Consider the following 20,410-nt stretch of genomic DNA (forward strand, 5'->3'; position numbering starts at 1 on the left):
CCTTTGAGCGGGTATCGAACCAAAAAAGTGTACAACTCATGCTAAATGCAATTTGATCCTATTTCTCGAATTCCCAAGACATTAAATTCTACATAAACGCTTCGAGAAAACGAAGCTAATTGACAATCAATAATTTGAGATTATATCGAAGTCTTTTGCTCAAAATATTGATAAAAGAATTTAGTATCTTTTCATTCTCGAAACAGAACTGCGTTTAGCGCTCTGTTGTACTTCATTAAATAACAGTAATATGAAACTAACAAAGATTACAATTTTAATTATAGTAATAAGCTCAATATCAAGCATAAGTGCTCAAGAAACTTCGAATAAAATGAATTGGGAAGAAACTATTGAATTTATCAATAAGAATAAATCAGAGTTTAAAACTGCTATTTTCACATCCCCTGATGATTTTATTTTTCAATTAGATAAAACCGATTTAAAAATTACTTACATCACTGATGGTGTTTATGCTATCACTAAATGTGCTATCACAAAACTTGATAAAGTAAACAATGAAGGAGCACAAATATTCCTTGATTTTAATACAGAGAAGTGCACTAGATACGAATATAAAGGAACATATAAGAAAGGGGTTGAGAGAGAACCCGCAAATAAATTAGAAGTTGACTTTATTGATTTTTTTTTAGAAAAAGAAGATAATAGTCGTAGTCGTAAAATAATAGAAGCTTTTAAGCATTTAGCTAGTCTAGCATCTAAAAAATAATACGATGTAAACCTTTCAAATTTTAAAAGAATAACAAAATACAACAACGTGTATAAGCAATAGCGGTTTAAGTGCATATTTGAATCGTTTTTTCATTTTAATAGGTATGTTGTAAACTGAAAAGTTGTAGCTTTAAATCCGCTACAGCTCATACACAAGGCCGTTGGCAATAATTAAACTCGAATGAGATATTTATAAGAATGAATCGTGAAATAATAGATATAAATGACTACACAATCTTGTTGGAAGAGGCTTCTACCGAGAATAGTTTAATAGATTCATGTTTTTTTGACGAGCCCGTAATAGCTATCGCCTTTTATGGAGCAGGCGATGTTGGTCTTAACGTAAAATTTAATGGGAAAGTCAAAGAATTCCATCACACCAAAGGAATGGTTCTATCATTTTATGCAGATAATATGGTAGAATTTGAACATCATGTTTCCAAACTAAAATCGCTGCAATGTCTAGTAATCGCTACAACAATAAGAAACATAGACAAATTGCCTAATGATGAAGGTCAATTCCTGGAACAATTTTTATATCAATTAATTCACCCAAATGATCATTATGTTGAAGGTCCTGTATTCAATATGAGTCCAGAAATGTTTCAATTAGTTGAACAATTCTTTAGCAATACTTATGAGGGTAAGATTAAAATGATGTTTTATAAAAGTCATATCACGGCTTTACTTTCTCATTATTTTGGGCAATTGGCAAAACAACAAAACACAAAACTTGATACTTCGCAAATAGAAAAAATAAATCTTGCTCAAGAAATTTTATTATCAGATTTAGAAAATCCACCTTCATTAACAGAATTAGCCAACAGAATTGGTACTAACACTAATAAGCTTAAAATAGAATTTAAAGCGCAGTTTGGCGTTCCTGTTTTCAAATACTTACAAAATGAACGTTTAAAAAAAGCCTACAGTTTAATTAAAAACGAACAAAAAACAATTCAAGAAGCTGCTTGGGTTGTAGGGTACGATAGTTTAGGTTCTTTCTCTAACGCTTTTGAAAAAAAGTTTGGCTACAGACCTAGCCAAGTGTAAAATTCTTTTCGAATAAATCATAATTCTTTCTGAATAAGTCGTTGGAAGACAGCTAATATAGATTTGTATCATAATTCAAAAACTAAAGATTATGATTAGTAAAAATTTATTTAGCATTGTATGTGGTATGTTCGTTTGGATTTTAGGCGTTAGCTTTTACCTCTTATCATTTTATGTCCCAATTTTAGAAAATCCTGAATTACAATCTAATGTCGCATTGGCTTTAGGCATCATACCTAGCTCATGTATAGGAACATATCTGTTCTATACAAAAAGTTACATAAAACCATCTGCATTGGGGCTTACATTCGTTATTGTGGCTACGCTTCTAGATGTAATAATCACCGTTCCAGTATTTATAATTCCAAATGGTGGAAGCTATTCAGAATTTTTCGGGGATCCAATGTTTTATACAATTGTAGTTGAGTTTTACTTCATTGTATTCTATTTCGGAAATCATTTAACTAATAAAAAAATCAAAGCATGAAAACTATTGTTCTTTTTATAACGGTTTTATTGAATGCACTTTCCGTAGGTTTTTTCTTCGCTTGGTCTATCTCAGTCATATTGGGAACAAAAAAAGTAGGTCATTTAACGTATTTGGAAACAATGCAAAGCATTAATAGAGAAATCTTAAATCCGGTGTTCTTCCTTGTATTCTTTGGAAGCTTAATTGCATTGGTAATAACTACTTATTTACAGTTCAACAACAAAACTGTATTTGTGTTAGTGTTGGCATCAACAATCATTTATCTAATTGGCACTTTTGGAGTTACAGCCTTTGGAAATGTCCCCTTAAACAATGAACTAGAAGCATTAAATATTACCAAGCTTAACCTAATAGAGCTAAAGGATTTTAGAACCTATTATGAAGGTGCTTGGAATCATTTCCATGGTATTAGAACCATTTCAAGTATGTTTTCATTCATACTATTACTTATATCAATATTTATTCAAAAAACATTTTAAAACAAATCATTATGAAAACAAACATTTTAGTAATCGGAGGAACTGGCAAAACTGGTCGCCGAGTAGTAGAGCAATTACAAAACAAAGGAATTGAGCCAAGAATTGGTTCAAGAAATTCATCACCAAGCTTTGATTGGGGCAATAAAAATACTTGGGTAGATGCCTTAAACGGTATTGAAAAAATGTATGTCACTTATTATCCAGACCTAGCAGTTCCAGGAGCCAAAGAAGCTATAGAAAGTTTAACTTATTTAGCTAAAGAATTAGGAGTTAAAAAAATGGTATTACTTTCTGGAAAAGGTGAGGCTGAAGCTGAAGCTTGTGAAAAAATTGTAATGGATTCTGGCATAAATTATACAATCGTTCGAGCCTCGTGGTTCAACCAAAATTGGAGCGAAAGTTTCTTTTTAGACCCTATTCTTTCAGGAGAAGTGGCATTACCAATGTCTGATGTTTTAATTCCATTTGTAGATGCAAATGATATTGCAGAAGTAGCTGCAACTGTATTACTAGATGATACTTATAATGGTGAAATTATTGAGTTAACTGGTCCAGAATTAATCACGTTTAAAGATATTGTGAATATCATTTCAAGGGTTAGCAACAGAAAATTAAACTTCTATGACATCACATTAGAACAGTATATTGATGGTATGAAGCAAATGCAAATACCTAATGATGTTGTTTGGTTAATCGAGTATTTATTTAGTCATGTTTTAACTAATCCTAAGAATCAACTGGTAGTTGATGATATTGAACAAGTTCTAGGTAGAAAAGCAAAAACATTTCTAAAATATGCACAAGAAACTGCTGACACAGGGATTTGGAGTCATTCCATTGCACAAAATATATAATACCATTTAACAATTTTTAAAAAACATATAACATGAAAAATAAACAAATAGCATTAGGCGCTCTTTTTGGCGCAGGAATCGGCCTTTGCATTGGAATCTTGTCAAATAATATTGCAATTGGTTTGTCTTTAGGAGCTGGTGTGGGTTTAGTCTTTGGAACCGCTCTTGGAACTAGATTTAAAAAAGAGAATGAGAAATAAAAAATCCTAATTAAACTATTGCCAACAACATGCATAATTAATAGCGATTTGAGTCTTAATTCAAGTCGCTATTCTTTTTTTATTTTGTAATTTACTTTCCGAAAAGTATGGCATATAAGCTCGCTACTACTCATACACAAGACCGTTATTTAGTTAAAGGAACATGTTCTTTAAAGGATTTTGGCAAAAAAATATCCATTTTTACAATGCAAATATCAATAGCAGTTAAGTTTTAATCACTACGCATGTTAACTACAGGTCTTATTTTAATTCTAGCATCTCTTGGGTTAGCACAAGGTATTTTTTTAAGCATCTATTTATTAACGCTTAAAAATGGTGATAGAAAATCTCATCTTTTCCTTGCTCTTTTCTTATTAGGACTTACTATTAGAATCGGAAAATCCGTATTAAACTACTACATTACCTTAGAGAATTGGCAAAACAATATTGGTATTTCGGGGATTCTCTTTGCTTCTCCTTCACTGTTATTTTATGGGAAGACATTGTTTACTAAAAATCGTGAATTCTACATAAAGGATTACATTCATTATCTCCCGTTTGTTCTATTTCTCTTTTTAATTCCTTTTGTTCCAAGAAATGGTCACTTTGAATCCTTCTGGAACTATGGTATTGTGGTTTTCCATCTTTTATTTTACCTGATCTTATCTTGGTCTTACCTCAGAAAAAACAAGAACAACACTTCCAAAAGTGTAGTTGTTTGGTATCGTAATCTCTTAATTGGTGCTACCTTAATTTGGATTCATTATGTAGGCAATCTGTTCGATTTTAAGATGTACTATATACGAGGCCCTATATTTTACTCCTTATTAATTTATGCCTTCAGCTATCTTTTTTTAAATAGACATAAATTCACTTTACAGAAGTATAACAGTTCCAATCTGGATAAAAAAAACTCGATAAAACTATTTAATAGAATTAAAGTTCTTTTTGATACCGATCAAATCTATTTAGATACACATGTGACATTGGATGTTGTTTCTAAGAGGTTAGATGTGAAACCTAGAGAAATATCGCAAGCTATTAATGAAAATACCGAACAGAATTTTTATGAGTTTGTGAATCAATATCGTATAGAAAACGCGGAGCTCTTATTAAAACATCCAGATTATAAGAATGCTAAAATTGCAACAATAGCCTATGATTCAGGGTTTGGAAATGTGACTTCTTTCAATCTTGCCTTTAAGAAAAAAACAGGCCTAACTCCATCAGCCTACAAAAAAGTATAGCCATTATTTTTCGTTAAAGGAAACATGTTTAGTAAAGTCCTTTAGCAATTTAATGCTGAACATTGTGAAAACAATTAGTATTCAGCATGAACAGAAAAAAGTTTATTTACGGTTCACTTTTGGGTTTAGGAGCAGCCATTGCGGTACCTACCTATTTTCTTTCAACATCAAAAAAAGAATCCGATCAATTAGATGAAAAACTGATCAAGGATTTTGTAATCGCTGGTCATTCAAGGCTAGGATTGGTTAAAGAGATGCTCAATGAGCATCCGAACTTGATCTACACCTCATATGATTGGGGTAATGGTGATTATGAAGAAGCCATCGAAGGCGCTGCTCATCTTGGTAATAAAGAGATCGTAAACTATTTTATAACCAAAGGTGCCAGGCCAAATCTTTTTGCACTTACGATGCTTGGCAAAACAAATCTGGTAAAACCAATCATTGAAACCTACCCTAAACTACTTTTTGCAAAAGGTCCGCATGGCCTCACATTATTACACCATGCACAAGTTGGTGAATCTAAAGATCTTGAAAACTACTTTGTTCAAAAGGGATTAACACAACGAATACTAAAAATTAGATAAGAAAATTATGAGACAAATATGTACACTATTCATAGCATTACTATGTATTCAATGCGCAAACGATACGAACCAATTATCCGAAAAGGAACGTGAATTTGCTATTGAAGAATTAAATAAGTCAAGAAACAACCTACTAAAAAGTATAGCTAATTTGAATGCAATACAACTCAATTTTAAAAGTGATACAACTTCCTGGTCCATTTCGGAAAACACAGAACATGTCACCTTGTTCATAGATGAAGTATTTGAAATACTAGAAGAGTCTCTTGAACTTCCCGCAAATCCAGAAAGACGAAAGGATGTAAAATTTTCTGATAAAGAATTAATTGATTTTATACAAAACAGAGCAAATAAAAACAAAACACTGGAAGATTTTGAGCCTCGTAGCACATATGGAGATCATGTCGAAACAGTGAATATCTTGGAGAAAAAATTAGCAAAACACATTAACTATTTAAAAACGACTAAAGATGATTTGAGAAATCACTACGTGAATTTTGGAACCGTAGATGCCTATCAAATTTTCCTTTACATGGCGGCACATACAAATCGTCATGTAGCACAGATTAAAGAAATTAAAAATCATATAAACTTTCCCATAAAATAAATACACATGAAAAAAACAACCATTTTAAGTGCATTACTATTTTTAATATTTGCCTGCACAAACAATTCAAAAACCAATAGTACATCCGGCAATAGTCAGAATTACTCAGACTTAACACCCTTAGAGGTAGTACATAGGAGAATGGCTCTCTTTAATGAGCATAACTATGATGAGTTTATAAAACTCTACAATACAAATGTGGAAGTCTATACCTACCCTACTCGACTTATGGGGTCGGGTTCAGATAGGTTGTCTTCTATATTTAAATCAGACTTTGAAAATAAACGTGTGTCTGTTGAAATTGTAAACCAGATGAACAATGGTCCTTATGTGATCAACCATGAAATTGTAACTAATGATGGTAAAAAAACGAAATACATTTCTATTTACAAGGTTGAAAAAGGACTGATTAGTACTGTACGTTTTGTACGAGACTTTTAAAGAGTGTCCTTCAATAGGGTTTCTACATTTAATCAAACTAATTATCTTTGAGAAAACAATGACCTAAAATAGCCAATGATTTCATTGATAGTAAACATTTTAATTGCCTATGGAACTTGTCAAGCATTTTTTATTGCGTTTGTACTTCTAAAATCTGATCGTACGCTCTTTAAAAAGTTGTTTGCAACATTATTGATCATAGAAGGAATCATACTTTTTGAAAGATTATTTGTAGAAACCGGGCTTATTAATGACATGCCTCATATATTAGGAATTGGCCATCCTATTAGCTTTTTAAAACCTCCGCTGCTGCTGTTTATGACCCTAGCTATTACCATCCAACATTTTAAATTGTCTAAAAAATACTATTGGCATTTTCTTGGTTTTGGCTTTATGTTTTTGTTGAACCTTCCCTTCTACTTTTTAAGTGGTCCTGAAAAACTCGCAACAGTTAAGGCTTTTATGGATGACATTCCATCCTATTCCAGTTTCACTTTTTATTTTGCACTAAGTTTCTTTGTGTACATTGGCATTTACATCTATGTTAGTTTTAAAAAGTTAAAAGCTTTTAAAAATCAAGTACGAAATAATGCCCTGGTAAACTGGATGTATCATGTGTTCATTGGTTATTCACTGTTTTTGCTTTTGCATTTGATCTATTTTGTGATTCAACCCATTGGTGAATACAATTTTGCACTGGTTAATCAGGTAAGTATGCTTGCCATGACCTTTATCATTCAATCGATTGCCTACAAAATCGTTGACAAATCGACTATCTTTAATAGTAAGCCTCCAAACCTGGATAATCTGGAGCAACGTAAAAAAGGTGAAGCGGTAATCATAAGTGCATTAGAAGATGATAAGATATATTTAAATGATGAGTTAAGTCTTTCTGTTTTTGCCAAGTCTATATCTCTTCCAGCGTCGCATGTCTCTAAGATCATCAATCAAAAATTTAATTGCTCTTTTAAAAAATTGATCAATCAATATCGTTTTCAAGAAGCAAAGCATCGTCTTTTAGAAAACAATGACCCTTCCATTAAATTGATTGATATTGCTTTTCAATCAGGATTTAACAACAAGGTTTCCTTCTATCGAGCATTTAAAGAATTTGAAGGAATTTCTCCTTCTGAATTTCTGGAAAACACGAAAAAAGAAAAAAAATAAGGTTACAAAATCGTTCTGTAACCAATCGTATTCTCAATTTTCCTAATTATGCCCTAAAATCATTCAATTATGAAACATAAAGGCACCCTCATCATCAACAAACCAAGAGAAATTGTAGTCGCTATTTTTATGAACTCGGATTATAATAAAGAATATCAGGACGGATTCGTAAAAAAAGAACTGATCAAAGGAATTGCTAACGAGGAGAAGGCTATTTCTAAAATGTATTATACATCGGGTAATCGAGACATGATACTAACCGAAACCGTTTTAAAAAATGAACTACCAGATTCCTTCGAAGCATTCTATCATCACAAGCATATGGATAACACGATGAAATGTACATTTACGGAAATAGTTCCAGGGCAAACTAGATATAACTACGAATATGAATATACACGAATCAATTGGTTCATGCCGAAGTTAATGGCTATTCTATTTCCGGGTATTTACAAAAAACAAGGCGACAAATGGATGCGTCAGTTTAAAGAATTTGTAGAAAAGCAATAAACTATGTGGGAAGAAAAATTAAAACTATACGATGAATTGATCGCAGAATGTGATCGATTTGAAAGAAAGGGAAAAACAATGCCCTATACCTCTGCCAATGGATATATGTTCTCATTACTTAATAAAGCTGGAGAAATTGGGATTCGTTTTTCGAAAGAGGTTCAGGAAAAATACATGTCAACATGGAACTCGACCATTTACAAATCGTACAATGCTACCATGCGAGGGTATGTGTTAGTGCCTGAATCTATGCTTAAAAACACAGCCCTCATAATTAAGTACCTAAATGAGAGCTATGATTACGTTATGAGTCTTGAGCCTAAGTAAAAAGATGCTTTACACAAATTAATTTGCTAATTTCGTAGTTAGACCAAGCGAGCATCTTATAGTGTTCAGGTTTAACAAGAAAGTTAGAAAATTACCTTACGTGAGTGCGCTAGAATCATTACTGAAAGCTTTAGAAGATCATTGGTCCCATACCATTGAACTAAAAAGAAACGAATTCCTTGTTAAGAAAGGGACAGTACACACCAATCTATATTGGATAGAAGAGGGAAGCGTGCGTGTATTTATTGAAGACGAAATTGAAGAACATACTATTCGATTTGGTTATCAGAATTCCATTATGGGGGCCTTAGATAGCTTTTTAAATGATGAACCTACCATATTCTATATTCAGGCTCTTAAAAAATGTACGCTTCGAGTTATTTCCAAAGAAGATTATCTAGCATTTATAAATTCAAAAGAAGCGTACCAAGATATATGGCAAAAAATGCTAGAAGACTTTGTGATTCAGCAAATTGAGCGGGAGGTAGATCTAATTACGTATTCACCTCAAAAACGATTCGAACGCGTTTTTAAAAGGAGCCCTCAATTGTTTCAAGAAATTCCACAAAAATATATTGCCTCCTATTTACGGATGACTCCAGAGACCCTCTCAAGGATTCTAAAAAACCTTGATTAGGATCAACTTTTTTGATCTATAATTTTCTCAACTTTGTGAAAAGTTATAATATGAAAGTCCATTCTTCCGCACTACTCAAGGAGTTATCAGATTATGTGAATACACATTTAGCATATGCAAATTCACTAAAATCAGTTTCGAATGATCTGCTAAACGCTAAGCAAGATCTCAATGCATGGAGTGCTTTAGAATGTTTGGAGCATCTAAATTTATGTTTGAACTTTTACATTCCCGAAATAAAAAAAAGACTAGCATCTTCGCAGAAAGTTACGTCTGATTTTTTCAAGACAAATTATCTCGGAAATAAGTTCGCACTGAGTATGCTTCCTAAAGAAAACATGAAAAAAGTAAAAACGTTTAAGAAAGTCAACCCTATACATTCCAACTTAAACAAAGAAAACACGATAGGCACTTTCATACATCATCAACAGCATTTGCTACAACTACTAGAACTTTCACAAAACGAGAACCTGACGAAAACAAAAACAGCTACGCTACTTCCTTTTTTCAAATTGCAACTAGGAAATACCTTTAGAGTTATTATCTATCATAATGAAAGGCATATCATTCAAGCTCAAAAACAAATTGACATTCATTGAAAAACTAAACTTATCAACATTCTTCATTTTTTCATTTTTCTGATGTAACTTTAGTACTTCAAACTTTGAGGATCGAACCTTCTTATCGTATACTCGTTTGCAATTCTAACTTTTTATCGGATCACAAATGGAATACATCAAAGGGCGCGGTGCGCAACTGAACACGCATAATCGATTTTTACAGCATGAACATATTGTCAGGGATGACTTCTTAAACTATTGTGGGCTGGAAAACGAGAAGGTAACTAGCAATAAAACTAGTTATCTCGAGATTTTTCCAAAAACCATTATTAACAAAGTGAACAGTCCAGATATTGGGTTGATGTACTCTATGAATCCATATCAGGGGTGTGAGCACGGCTGCATTTATTGCTATGCTAGAAACAGCCATGAATACTGGGGATACTCAGCAGGTTTAGATTTTGAACGAAAGATTCTTTACAAAACCAATGCCGCCGAGTTACTGGAGCAAAAATTACGAAGTAGAAACTGGAAAGCACACGGCATTATGTTTTCTGGAAATACAGATTGCTATCAACCTATTGAAAAAAAATTAGAAATTACGAGATCGATGTTAAAGGTGTTATTGAAATTGAAGCATCCAGCAAGTATGATTACTAAGAATGCATTGATCTTACGTGATCTCGATATTTTAAAAGAAATGGCTACCATGAATCTAATCCATGTAAGTATTTCCATTACTTCATTATCAGAGGAAACCCGTAGAAGTCTAGAACCTAGAACTGCCTCTATAAAAAAGAGATTAGAAACGGTAAGAATATTGTCTGAAAACGGTATTCCTGTGAATGTGATGATGGCTCCTATTATTCCAGCTATTAATAATCATGAGATCTTTCCTTTGGTTAAAAAAGTTGCTGCAATCGGTGCAAAGTCTGCTGCATTTACGGTCGTTCGGTTGAATGGCGCAATAGGAAGAATATTTAGAGATTGGGTTCGGAAAGCGTATCCCGATAGAGCAGATAAGATTTTACATCAGATAGAAGATTGCCATAATGGAAGCCTAAACGATAGTAGGTATAGAAAACGAATGCGAGGTGAAGGTAAAATTGCGGAGCAGATTGCCAGTCAATTTAAACTCGCCAAAAAGTTATATTTCAAAAATGTTGAATATCCCAGGTTGGATTATACCTTGTTTGATAAACATCAAACTAATCAAACGCGTTTGTTTTAAACTAAAAACTATTGTAGGTTTGGATAAACGGACTTACAATGATCTCTCAAACATATGAAAAAGCTTAATCTAAATTTACTTACTATAGCGTTTGTCATCGCGAACTTGTTATGGATAAAGTCATTAATAGATATTTATAATTATTCAGATATTAGGCCTTCTTTTAGCTTTCCAACATTTTTCAACATACTTTTTTTTGCAGGAGCTGGTATTACAATACTGTTATCCGGAATGTATTTAAAATGGATTTTCAAACAGAAATTAATAACTCCCATTTCTGGAAAGTGGGTGCTTATTTTTTGGTTAGCGATTCCGCTTTCCGTAATCTGTGTAAGTCCTGTATGTTATAGCGGAAACATTTTTATCGCAGCTTACCCTGCCAGTGCGGTAATTCGTATTAGTTTACTTGTATTACCTATAATTGCCGCGATGCTGTATTATAACAACAAGAAGGAGGCCGCCATTTTTCTATTGCTGATGATGAGTTTGTTATTGTTAATTCCGAATGATAAGTGCCGAAATCCGTTTAATTACTGGTGGATTCAAAAAGTGGGTGCTTCTCCTCTTACCTACCTTCCAACAATGTTTGTAATCCTTTTCTCTATTGGAGGATTGTATGGAAAAAACAAATACCTTACTACGGTTATTATTTACGGTTTATGCGCTGGAGCATTGTTTCTGGCCATGGGTCATAGGATTAAACTACTCTGGTAATGTGTATAAAAAAAACCGAAGCTAATTGCTTCGGTTTTTTTTATTTATGCTTGACCTGTTGGTCCAAAATTCATTGGAATTGGAGGTTGTTCATAATCTTTTATTTCTCCATGAGCTTGCTCAAACTTATGCACATTATCTGCTAATGCTTTGGCTAACCTTTTGGCATGTTGTGGTGTTAGAATGATTCTTGACTTCACTTTAGCTTTAGGCACACCTGGCATAATATTGATAAAATCAACAATAAATTCAGATACAGAATGATTAATGATCGCCAGATTCGAGTAGGTTCCTTCAGCAACTTTTTCGTCTAACTCAATATTAATCTGCCCGTCTTTTGGTTGATTTTCGTCCATGTTCTATAAATTATAAACTGTTTTCAATTTCCTCTTTTGGTCCAACAATTAAATGATCATAAGTTCTCATTCCTGTACCTGCAGGTATTTTCTTACCAACAATTACATTCTCTTTCAATCCTTCTAATGTATCTATCTTACCACTTACAGCAGCTTCGTTTAATACTTTAGTAGTTTCCTGGAATGATGCCGCAGAGATAAATGATTTCGTCTGTAACGACGCTCTTGTAATACCCTGAAGTATTTGCTCTGCTGTTGCAGGTTGAGCATCTCTTGCTACTACTAAATTCTTATCGTTTCTACGCAATATCGAATTCTCATCTCTTAACTGACGTGCAGAAATAATCTGACCTGCATTTAAGTTTTCAGAATCTCCAGCGTCTTCAACAACTTTCATTCCGTAGATTGCATCGTTTTCTTTAATGAAATCTATCTTATGGATCAATTGGTTCTCTAAGAATAACGTATCTCCAGAATCAATGATCTTCACCTTACGCATCATTTGACGAACAACTACCTCAAAGTGCTTATCATTAATTTTCACCCCTTGTAAACGATATACATCTTGAATCTCATTTACTAAGTACTCTTGTACTGCAGATGGCCCTTGAATTCTCAAGATATCTGCTGGAGTTGTTGCTCCATCAGATAGTGGCATTCCTGCCTTGATAAAGTCATTTTCCTGCACCAATATCTGGTTAGAAAGTTTAATTAAATACTTTCTAATATCACCAGTCTTAGTCTCAACGATAATCTCTCTGTTACCACGCTTGATCTTACCAAATGTCACGACTCCATCCACTTCTGAAACTACAGCTGGATTAGAAGGATTACGTGCTTCAAATAATTCTGTTACACGTGGTAGACCTCCTGTAATATCACCTGCTTTACCAGATTTTCTTGGAATCTTCACTAAAATCTTACCGCTTTCAACCATGTCACCATCATCAACGATTAAGTGCGCTCCAACCGGTAAACTATATGAACGTAATGCATTTCCTTCTTTATCTTCAATAATTAAAGAAGCAATGATCTTTTTATTCTTAGAATCCGTAATTACTTTTTCTTGGAAACCTGTTTGCTCATCAATTTCTACTTGATAGTTTATACCTTGTTCAAGGTTATCAAACTTCACTTTTCCAGAGAATTCAGATACAATCACACCGTTAAATGGATCCCATTGACATACTACATCTCCTTTTTTGATAGTTCTTCTTCCTTTTTCAAAGATCGTAGAACCGTAAGGAATGATATTAGAACTTAATGTAATTCCTGTTTTCTTATCTGTGATCTTAATTTCAGCTGTTCTAGAGATTACGATATCAATTTCTTTTCCTTCGTTATCCTTACCTACCACTGTTCTTAAATCATCAATCGATACATTACCAGCAAAATTAGCTGTTAACTTATTATCTTCAGAAATATTTCCTGCAACCCCACCAACGTGGAATGTTCTCAATGTTAACTGTGTACCTGGCTCTCCAATAGATTGTGCTGCAATAACACCCACTGCTTCTCCAATCTGTACTTTTTTACGTGTCGATAAACTTTGACCGTAACATTTTGCACAAATTCCTCTTGCAGACTCACATGTTAATGCTGATCTTACCTGAATCTTATCAAGTCCAGACTCCTGCACTGCTTTTGCTAAAACAGGTGTAATTTCCTGACCAGGCTCTAACAATACTTCTTCAGTTGTTGGATGGTATACCGTTTGTAATGATACACGTCCTTCAATTCTATCACTTAAAGACTCAACAATCTCGTCATTCTTCTTAAGTGGCATGATCTCTAATCCTCTTAAAGTACCACAATCCTCTTCATTAATAATAACATCCTGAGATACATCTACTAAACGACGTGTTAAGTAACCAGCATCTGCCGTTTTAAGTGCGGTATCCGCAAGTCCTTTACGAGCACCGTGTGTAGAGATAAAGTATTCTAAGATCGATAATCCTTCTTTAAAGTTAGAAAGAATCGGGTTCTCAATAATTTCTCCACCACCAGCTGTAGATTTTTTAGGTTTTGCCATTAATCCACGCATACCTGTTAACTGACGAATCTGTTCTTTAGATCCCCTTGCTCCAGAATCTAACATCATATATACTGAGTTAAATCCTTGTTGGTCTTCACGTAAACGTTTCATAGATAACTCGGTTAATCTATTGTTGGTTGATCCCCAAACATCAATTACCTGATTGTAACGCTCTTTCTGCGTTAGCATACCCATGTTATAGTTCATTACAATTCCATCCACTTCTTTGTTTGCCTCAGCAATCATCGTGTGCTTTTCTTTTGGAATAATAATATCTCCTAAACTAAATGATAATCCTCCCTGGAATGCAAATTTGTATCCCATATTCTTGATCTCATCTAAGAACTGTCCTGTTGCAGGAATATCAGTAGCTTTTAAAATTCCACCAATAATTCCTCTTAACGATTTTTTCGTTAATACTTCATTAATATAACCTGCTGCTTCAGGAACTACTTCATTAAATAAAACTCTACCTACGGTCGTTGTAATTAACTTGGTAACTGAATTTCCATCCTCATCAATATCTTGAGTTCTAACTTTAATTCCAGCATTTAAGTCAACTTTTTCTTCGTTAAAAGCAATCGTCACCTCTTCTGGAGAGTAGAATGTTAATCCTTCCCCCTTTACAGGTACTTGTTTTGTTGACTTACGTTCTTTGGTCATATAATATAATCCAAGAACCATATCCTGAGAAGGTACTGTAATTGGAGCACCGTTTGCAGGGTTTAAGATATTATGAGACGCTAACATTAATAGCTGTGCTTCTAAAATAGCCTCAGGTCCTAATGGTAAGTGAACCGCCATCTGATCCCCATCAAAATCGGCGTTAAATGCCGTACATACTAATGGGTGTAACTGAATTGCTTTTCCTTCAATCAGTTTTGGCTGGAATGCCTGGATACCTAAACGGTGTAACGTAGGAGCACGATTCAGTAATACTGGATGTCCTTTAATTACATTTTCTAAAATATCCCAAACAACTGGTTCTTTTCTATCTATAATTTTCTTTGCAGATTTCACTGTTTTTACAATTCCTCTTTCAATCAACTTACGGATGATAAAAGGCTTGTATAGTTCAGCTGCCATATCTTTTGGCAATCCACATTCAAATAATTTTAATTCTGGTCCAACAACAATTACAGAACGTGCAGAATAATCAACACGTTTTCCTAATAAGTTCTGACGGAAACGTCCTTGTTTACCTTTTAGTGAATCAGATAATGATTTTAAAGGCCTGTTAGATTCAGTTTTTACTGCAGATGATTTACGTGTGTTATCAAACAATGAATCTACCGATTCTTGTAACATACGCTTCTCATTACGTAAGATAACCTCTGGAGCCTTAATTTCAACTAATCTTTTTAAACGATTATTTCTGATGATTACTCTTCGGTATAAATCATTTAAATCAGATGTTGCAAAACGACCTCCATCTAATGGAACTAATGGACGTAATTCTGGTGGAATTACCGGAACTACCTTCATGATCATCCACTCAGGATTATTCTCTCTATTCTTATTTGCATCTCTAAAAGCTTCAACTACGTTTAATCTTTTAAGAGCTTCTGTTTTACGTTGCTTAGACGTTTCAGTATTTGCTTTGTGTCTTAATTCAAATGACAATGCATCTAAATCAATTCTTGATAATAGCTCAATCAAACACTCAGCTCCCATTTTTGCGATAAACTTATTTGGGTCTGAATCATCTAAATATAAATTCTCTTGTGGTAAGGTATCTTGAATATCTAAGTATTCTTCTTCTGTTAAGAAGTCCATCTTTTGCAATGGCTCTCCTTCTGCATTTTTTGCAATACCTGGTTGAATTACTACATAACGTTCGTAGTAAATGATCATATCTAACTTCTTAGAAGGTAACCCCAATAGGTATCCCATCTTATTAGGTAATGATCTAAAATACCAGATATGAGCAACAGGAACCACCAAATTAATGTGTCCTACTCTATCTCTTCTTACTTTCTTTTCGGTAACTTCTACACCACAACGGTCGCAGACAATTCCTTTATAGCGAATTCTTTTATATTTACCACATGCACATTCATAGTCTTTTACAGGACCAAAAATACGCTCACAGAATAAACCATCTCTTTCTGGTTTATGTGTACGGTAATTGATAGTCTCTGGCTTTAATACTTCTCCTTTAGATGCTTCTAAAATAGACTCTGGAGATGCTAAACCAATTGAGATTTTGTTAAATTTTTTTACAGTGTACTTATCGTTGTTTCTTGCCATGATAATGGATTCGAATTAAAATTGTAAAAATGGCCTCTATGAGGCTTATAATTAAATGAATACTGGAATGTGTAACACATTCCAGTATTTCATATGTGCTATTCCTCTAACTTAACGTCTAATCCTAAACCTTTCAGTTCGTGCATTAATACGTTAAATGATTCTGGTAAACCTGGTTCTGGCATTGTATCACCTTTCACAATACTTTCATATGTTTTAGCTCTACCCATTACATCATCAGATTTTACTGTCAAGATTTCACGTAAGATACTTGACGCACCATATGCCTCAAGTGCCCATACCTCCATCTCACCAAAACGTTGTCCACCAAATTGAGCTTTACCTCCTAATGGTTGTTGTGTAATCAATGAATAAGGACCAATAGAACGCGCGTGCATTTTATCTTCAATCATATGTCCTAATTTGATCATATAAATTACCCCAACAGTTGCTGGCTGATCAAATCGTTTTCCAGTTCCTCCATCATACAAGTACGTATGACCAAATCTTGGTACTCCAGCTTCATCCGTAAATCCGTTGATCTCATCTAAAGATGCTCCATCAAAGATTGGTGTTGCATACTTCCTATCTAATTTCTGACCTGCCCAACCAAGAACAGTTTCATAGATCTGACCAATATTCATACGAGATGGTACTCCCAATGGATTTAATACGATATCTACAGGCGTTCCGTCTTCTAAGAAAGGCATATCCTCTGCTCTTACAATACGAGCAACAATACCTTTATTACCGTGACGTCCTGCCATCTTATCACCTACTTTTAACTTACGTTTTTTAGCAATGTAAATCTTCGCAAGTTTTAAGATACCAGCTGGCAATTCATCTCCAACTGAAATGGTAAATTTCTCACGACGTAAAACACCTTGTAAGTCATTTACTTTGATCTTGTAGTTATGGATTAACTCTCCAACTGAAGCGTTAATTCCTTTATCCGTAGTCCAAGTTCCACTTGTTAAGTGTACATAATCTTCTACAGAGTTTAACATTTTAAGTGTATACTTCTTACCTTTTGGTAATACTTCTTCACCTAGATCGTTGAATACTCCCTGAGATGTTTTTCCACTAATAAGTGCAAACAACTTCTCAACTAATATTGACTTAAGATTGTCAAATTTGGAAACAAACGAAGCTTCTAAACCAGCTATTGCTTCTTTATCTCTAGCTCTCTTTGTTTTATCCTTAACTGCCCTTCTAAATAATTTCTTATCAATTACTACACCTCTTAATGATGGAGAAGCCTTTAAAGATGCATCTTTTACATCTCCAGCTTTATCACCAAAAATAGCTCGCAATAATTTCTCCTCAGGTGTTGGGTCAGACTCTCCTTTCGGAGTAATCTTACCAATTAAGATATCACCAGGATTTACTTCAGCACCAATTCTGATCATTCCGTTTTCGTCCAAGTCTTTCGTAGCCTCTTCAGAAACATTAGGAATATCATTTGTTAATTCTTCAGTACCTAATTTAGTATCACGTACATCTAAAGAATACTCATCAATATGAATTGAAGTAAAGATATCCTCACGTACTACTTTTTCAGAAATCACAATCGCATCCTCAAAGTTATACCCTTTCCAAGGCATAAAGGCTACTTTCATATTTCTTCCTAGTGCTAATTCTCCTTTTTGAGTTGCATATCCTTCACATAAAACTTGTCCTTCAGAAACTCTATCACCTGTACTAACGATTGGCTTTAAGTTAATGCAAGTTCCTTGATTCGTTTTTCTAAACTTAATTAAGTTGTATGACTTCTCATCAGTGTCAAAACTTACCAGTCTTTCATCATCAGTTCTATCGTACTTAATGGTAATCTTGTTTGCATCTACATACTCTACAACTCCATTTCCTTCAGCGTTAATTAAGATTCTTGAATCTTTAGCAACCCTTCTTTCTAATCCAGTACCTACAATTGGAGATTCTGGCCTTAATAATGGAACAGCTTGACGCATCATATTTGATCCCATCAATGCACGGTTCGCATCATCATGTTCTAAGAAAGGAATTAAAGATGCCGAAATAGAAGCAATCTGATTTGGAGCAACGTCCATGTAATCAATTACATCTGGAGTTACAACTGGGAAATCTCCTTCTTCACGAGCAATTACTCTATCGCTAGCAAAACTTCCATCTGCATTTAAATCTAAGTTAGACTGTGCAATCTTCTTACCTTCTTCTTCTTCTGCACTTAGGTAAATTGGTTCTTGCTTAACATCTACCGCTCCTTCTTTTACCTCTCTATAAGGTGTTTCTATAAACCCTAAGTTGTTCACTTTTGCAAATACAGAAAGCGAAGAAATCAGACCAATGTTCGGTCCCTCTGGAGTTTCAATAGGACATAAACGACCGTAGTGTGTATAGTGTACATCACGAACCTCAAATCCTGCTCTCTCTCTTGATAAACCACCAGGTCCTAATGCAGATAATCTACGTTTATGTGTAATCTCTGCTAATGGATTTGTTTGATCCATAAACTGAGAAAGTTGATTCGTTCCAAAGAAAGAATTGATCACAGAAGACAATGTTTTCGCATTGATCAAATCGATTGGTGTAAACACTTCATTATCACGAACATTCATACGCTCACGAATAGTACGTGCCATACGTGCTAAACCTACACCAAACTGACCAGCTAATTGCTCACCTACAGTTCTAACACGACGGTTAGATAAGTGATCAATATCATCTACTTCTGCTTTAGAATTAATCAATTCAATTAGATACTTGATGATTGTAATGATATCTAATTTTGTTAATACTTTTTGGTCGATATCTACATCTAAACCTAATTTAGTATTCATTCTAAAACGTCCTACTTCTCCTAGATTATAACGTTGCTCTGAAAAGAATAATTTATCAATGATTCCTCTAGCCGTCTCTTCATCTGGCGGTTCAGCGTTACGTAATTGTCTATAGATATGTTCTACAGCCTCTTTTTCTGAGTTTGTAGGATCTTTCTGTAATGTGTTATGAATAATTGCATAGTCTGCTTGCTGATTATCTTCCTTGTGAAGTAATACAGTTTTAGCTCCTGCCTCAATTATCTCATCAATATGTTCTTTCTCGATGATGGTATCACGGTCGAAAATAATTTCATTTCTCTCAATAGAAACCACCTCTCCAGTATCTTCATCTACGAAGTCTTCAAACCAAGTTTTTAATACTCTCGCTGCTAACTTACGTCCTAATACTTTCTTTAATCCAGCTTTAGAAACTTTTACTTCCTCTGCAAGGTCAAAAATCTCTAAAATATCTTTATCTCTTTCAAAACCTATGGCTCTGAACAACGTTGTTACTGGTAATTTTTTCTTTCTATCAATATAGGCGTACATAACGCTATTGATATCTGTTGCAAACTCTATCCAAGATCCCTTAAAAGGAATTACTCTTGCAGAGTATAGTTTTGTACCGTTTGCATGGAATGACTGCCCAAAGAATACTCCAGGAGATCTGTGTAATTGTGATACAACAACTCTTTCTGCTCCATTGATTACAAATGTACCTGCGTTTGTCATATAAGGGATAGTCCCTAAATAAACATCTTGTACAATCGTTTCAAAATCTTCATGCTCAGGATCTGTACAGTATAATTTTAGACGTGCTTTTAATGGCACACTGTGTGTTAATCCTCTCTCGATACATTCTTGAATGCTGTATCTTGGTGGATCTACAAAGTAGTCTAAAAATTCTAGTACAAAGTTGTTGCGTGTATCTGTGATTGGGAAATTATCCATGAAGGTCTTGTACAAACCTTCCTCACCTCTTTCTTCAGCCTTTGTCTGTAGTTGGAAAAAATCTTGGAATGACTTAACCTGAATATCCAAGAAATCTGGATAGTCCGTTCCAAGTTTTGAAGAGGCGAAATTGATTCTTTCAGTAGTGTTTTTCGTTGTCAAAAGAGAAAATATTTTTGATTAAAAA

At 34.0% G+C, this 20,410-nt stretch carries 20 protein-coding genes; 17 read left to right on the top strand and 3 right to left on the bottom strand.

From position 1 onward, the window contains the following. Positions 1-250 precede the first annotated feature (250 nt). The 17 genes from RQM59_RS12935 (at position 251) to RQM59_RS13015 (ending at position 11,830) form a co-directional block, all read left to right on the top strand. Positions 251-727 carry a hypothetical protein gene (locus RQM59_RS12935; protein WP_349240324.1) on the top strand — a complete coding sequence of 159 codons (477 nt, stop codon included), beginning with the start codon at positions 251-253 and terminating at the stop codon, positions 725-727. 200 nt (positions 728-927) lie between these two features. Next, on the top strand, positions 928-1,779 hold the full coding sequence (locus tag RQM59_RS12940; RefSeq protein WP_349242544.1) for a helix-turn-helix domain-containing protein: 852 nt from the start codon (positions 928-930) through the stop codon (positions 1,777-1,779). 91 nt (positions 1,780-1,870) lie between these two features. Then, on the top strand, positions 1,871-2,266 hold the full coding sequence (locus RQM59_RS12945; RefSeq protein WP_349242545.1) for a DUF5367 family protein: 396 nt from the start codon (positions 1,871-1,873) through the stop codon (positions 2,264-2,266). Next, on the top strand, positions 2,263-2,748 hold the full coding sequence (locus RQM59_RS12950) for an anthrone oxygenase family protein (RefSeq protein WP_349242546.1): 486 nt from the start codon (positions 2,263-2,265) through the stop codon (positions 2,746-2,748). Before RQM59_RS12945 ends, RQM59_RS12950 begins: the two co-directional genes overlap by 4 nt. An 11-nt stretch (positions 2,749-2,759) precedes the next feature. After that, positions 2,760-3,602, top strand: a complete 843-nt coding sequence (locus RQM59_RS12955; RefSeq protein WP_349242547.1) for an NmrA family NAD(P)-binding protein — start codon at positions 2,760-2,762, stop codon at positions 3,600-3,602. Positions 3,603-3,634: 32 nt separating this feature from the next. Then, complete coding sequence (locus RQM59_RS12960) at positions 3,635-3,802, top strand: hypothetical protein (protein ID WP_349242548.1); 168 nt, start codon at positions 3,635-3,637, stop codon at positions 3,800-3,802. Between the two features lie 245 nt (positions 3,803-4,047). Next, on the top strand, positions 4,048-5,049 hold the full coding sequence (locus RQM59_RS12965; protein WP_349242549.1) for a helix-turn-helix domain-containing protein: 1,002 nt from the start codon (positions 4,048-4,050) through the stop codon (positions 5,047-5,049). 86 nt (positions 5,050-5,135) lie between these two features. Then, on the top strand, positions 5,136-5,636 hold the full coding sequence (locus tag RQM59_RS12970) for a hypothetical protein (protein WP_349242550.1): 501 nt from the start codon (positions 5,136-5,138) through the stop codon (positions 5,634-5,636). A 7-nt stretch (positions 5,637-5,643) separates the two neighbouring features. Beyond that, positions 5,644-6,243, top strand: a complete 600-nt coding sequence (locus RQM59_RS12975; RefSeq protein ID WP_349242551.1) for a DinB family protein — start codon at positions 5,644-5,646, stop codon at positions 6,241-6,243. Between the two features lie 6 nt (positions 6,244-6,249). Beyond that, the gene (locus tag RQM59_RS12980; protein WP_349242552.1) at positions 6,250-6,684 is read left to right on the top strand and encodes a hypothetical protein; all 435 of its coding nucleotides are present in this window, start codon (positions 6,250-6,252) and stop codon (positions 6,682-6,684) included. A 75-nt stretch (positions 6,685-6,759) separates the two neighbouring features. Continuing rightward, positions 6,760-7,851, top strand: a complete 1,092-nt coding sequence (locus tag RQM59_RS12985) for an AraC family transcriptional regulator (protein ID WP_349242553.1) — start codon at positions 6,760-6,762, stop codon at positions 7,849-7,851. Between the two features lie 69 nt (positions 7,852-7,920). Continuing rightward, positions 7,921-8,361, top strand: coding sequence for an SRPBCC family protein (locus tag RQM59_RS12990; protein ID WP_349242554.1), 441 nt, complete (start codon positions 7,921-7,923; stop codon positions 8,359-8,361). A 3-nt stretch (positions 8,362-8,364) separates the two neighbouring features. Continuing rightward, positions 8,365-8,688: a hypothetical protein gene (locus RQM59_RS12995; protein WP_349242555.1), complete on the top strand. Its 324-nt coding sequence runs from the start codon at positions 8,365-8,367 to the stop codon at positions 8,686-8,688. A gap of 100 nt (positions 8,689-8,788) precedes the next feature. Continuing rightward, positions 8,789-9,325 (top strand): Crp/Fnr family transcriptional regulator, encoded by a 537-nt coding sequence (locus RQM59_RS13000; protein WP_349242556.1) that lies wholly within the window; start codon positions 8,789-8,791, stop codon positions 9,323-9,325. A gap of 50 nt (positions 9,326-9,375) precedes the next feature. After that, positions 9,376-9,924: a DinB family protein gene (locus tag RQM59_RS13005; protein WP_349242557.1), complete on the top strand. Its 549-nt coding sequence runs from the start codon at positions 9,376-9,378 to the stop codon at positions 9,922-9,924. Between the two features lie 127 nt (positions 9,925-10,051). After that, a complete protein-coding gene (locus RQM59_RS13010) occupies positions 10,052-11,116 on the top strand; it encodes a PA0069 family radical SAM protein (RefSeq protein ID WP_349242558.1) in 1,065 nt (354 codons plus the stop codon). A 54-nt stretch (positions 11,117-11,170) separates the two neighbouring features. After that, entirely contained in the window at positions 11,171-11,830 is a 660-nt protein-coding gene (locus RQM59_RS13015) for a hypothetical protein (RefSeq protein WP_349242559.1), read from the top strand. A 44-nt stretch (positions 11,831-11,874) separates the two neighbouring features. On the opposite strand, the gene RQM59_RS13020 is transcribed toward RQM59_RS13015, so the two are convergent. From RQM59_RS13020 to rpoB, 3 genes are all read right to left on the bottom strand, one after another. Then, on the bottom strand, positions 11,875-12,186 hold the full coding sequence (locus RQM59_RS13020) for a DUF3467 domain-containing protein (RefSeq protein ID WP_349242560.1): 312 nt from the start codon (positions 12,184-12,186) through the stop codon (positions 11,875-11,877). 10 nt (positions 12,187-12,196) lie between these two features. Further along, on the bottom strand, positions 12,197-16,471 hold the full coding sequence (gene rpoC, locus RQM59_RS13025; RefSeq protein ID WP_349242561.1) for a DNA-directed RNA polymerase subunit beta': 4,275 nt from the start codon (positions 16,469-16,471) through the stop codon (positions 12,197-12,199). A gap of 98 nt (positions 16,472-16,569) precedes the next feature. After that, entirely contained in the window at positions 16,570-20,385 is a 3,816-nt protein-coding gene (gene rpoB, locus RQM59_RS13030; RefSeq protein WP_349242562.1) for a DNA-directed RNA polymerase subunit beta, read from the bottom strand. Positions 20,386-20,410: the final 25 nt, after the last annotated feature.

The organism is Asprobacillus argus, assembly GCF_032248395.1.
Taxonomy (GTDB): Bacteria; Bacteroidota; Bacteroidia; order Flavobacteriales; family Flavobacteriaceae; genus Polaribacter; species Polaribacter argus.

What these genes read in the sequence shown, in the direction of transcription:
- RQM59_RS12935 (WP_349240324.1), top strand. Translation starts at nt 251, where the DNA reads ATGAAACTAACAAAGATTACAATTTTAATTATAGTAATAAGCTCAATA.
- RQM59_RS12940 (WP_349242544.1), top strand. Translation starts at nt 928, where the DNA reads ATGAATCGTGAAATAATAGATATAAATGACTACACAATCTTGTTGGAA.
- RQM59_RS12945 (WP_349242545.1), top strand. Translation starts at nt 1,871, where the DNA reads ATGATTAGTAAAAATTTATTTAGCATTGTATGTGGTATGTTCGTTTGG.
- RQM59_RS12950 (WP_349242546.1), top strand. Translation starts at nt 2,263, where the DNA reads ATGAAAACTATTGTTCTTTTTATAACGGTTTTATTGAATGCACTTTCC.
- RQM59_RS12955 (WP_349242547.1), top strand. Translation starts at nt 2,760, where the DNA reads ATGAAAACAAACATTTTAGTAATCGGAGGAACTGGCAAAACTGGTCGC.
- RQM59_RS12960 (WP_349242548.1), top strand. Translation starts at nt 3,635, where the DNA reads ATGAAAAATAAACAAATAGCATTAGGCGCTCTTTTTGGCGCAGGAATC.
- RQM59_RS12965 (WP_349242549.1), top strand. Translation starts at nt 4,048, where the DNA reads ATGTTAACTACAGGTCTTATTTTAATTCTAGCATCTCTTGGGTTAGCA.
- RQM59_RS12970 (WP_349242550.1), top strand. Translation starts at nt 5,136, where the DNA reads ATGAACAGAAAAAAGTTTATTTACGGTTCACTTTTGGGTTTAGGAGCA.
- RQM59_RS12975 (WP_349242551.1), top strand. Translation starts at nt 5,644, where the DNA reads ATGAGACAAATATGTACACTATTCATAGCATTACTATGTATTCAATGC.
- RQM59_RS12980 (WP_349242552.1), top strand. Translation starts at nt 6,250, where the DNA reads ATGAAAAAAACAACCATTTTAAGTGCATTACTATTTTTAATATTTGCC.
- RQM59_RS12985 (WP_349242553.1), top strand. Translation starts at nt 6,760, where the DNA reads ATGATTTCATTGATAGTAAACATTTTAATTGCCTATGGAACTTGTCAA.
- RQM59_RS12990 (WP_349242554.1), top strand. Translation starts at nt 7,921, where the DNA reads ATGAAACATAAAGGCACCCTCATCATCAACAAACCAAGAGAAATTGTA.
- RQM59_RS12995 (WP_349242555.1), top strand. Translation starts at nt 8,365, where the DNA reads ATGTGGGAAGAAAAATTAAAACTATACGATGAATTGATCGCAGAATGT.
- RQM59_RS13005 (WP_349242557.1), top strand. Translation starts at nt 9,376, where the DNA reads ATGAAAGTCCATTCTTCCGCACTACTCAAGGAGTTATCAGATTATGTG.
- RQM59_RS13010 (WP_349242558.1), top strand. Translation starts at nt 10,052, where the DNA reads ATGGAATACATCAAAGGGCGCGGTGCGCAACTGAACACGCATAATCGA.
- RQM59_RS13015 (WP_349242559.1), top strand. Translation starts at nt 11,171, where the DNA reads ATGAAAAAGCTTAATCTAAATTTACTTACTATAGCGTTTGTCATCGCG.
- RQM59_RS13020 (WP_349242560.1), bottom strand. Translation starts at nt 12,186, where the DNA reads ATGGACGAAAATCAACCAAAAGACGGGCAGATTAATATTGAGTTAGAC.
- rpoC (WP_349242561.1), bottom strand. Translation starts at nt 16,471, where the DNA reads ATGGCAAGAAACAACGATAAGTACACTGTAAAAAAATTTAACAAAATC.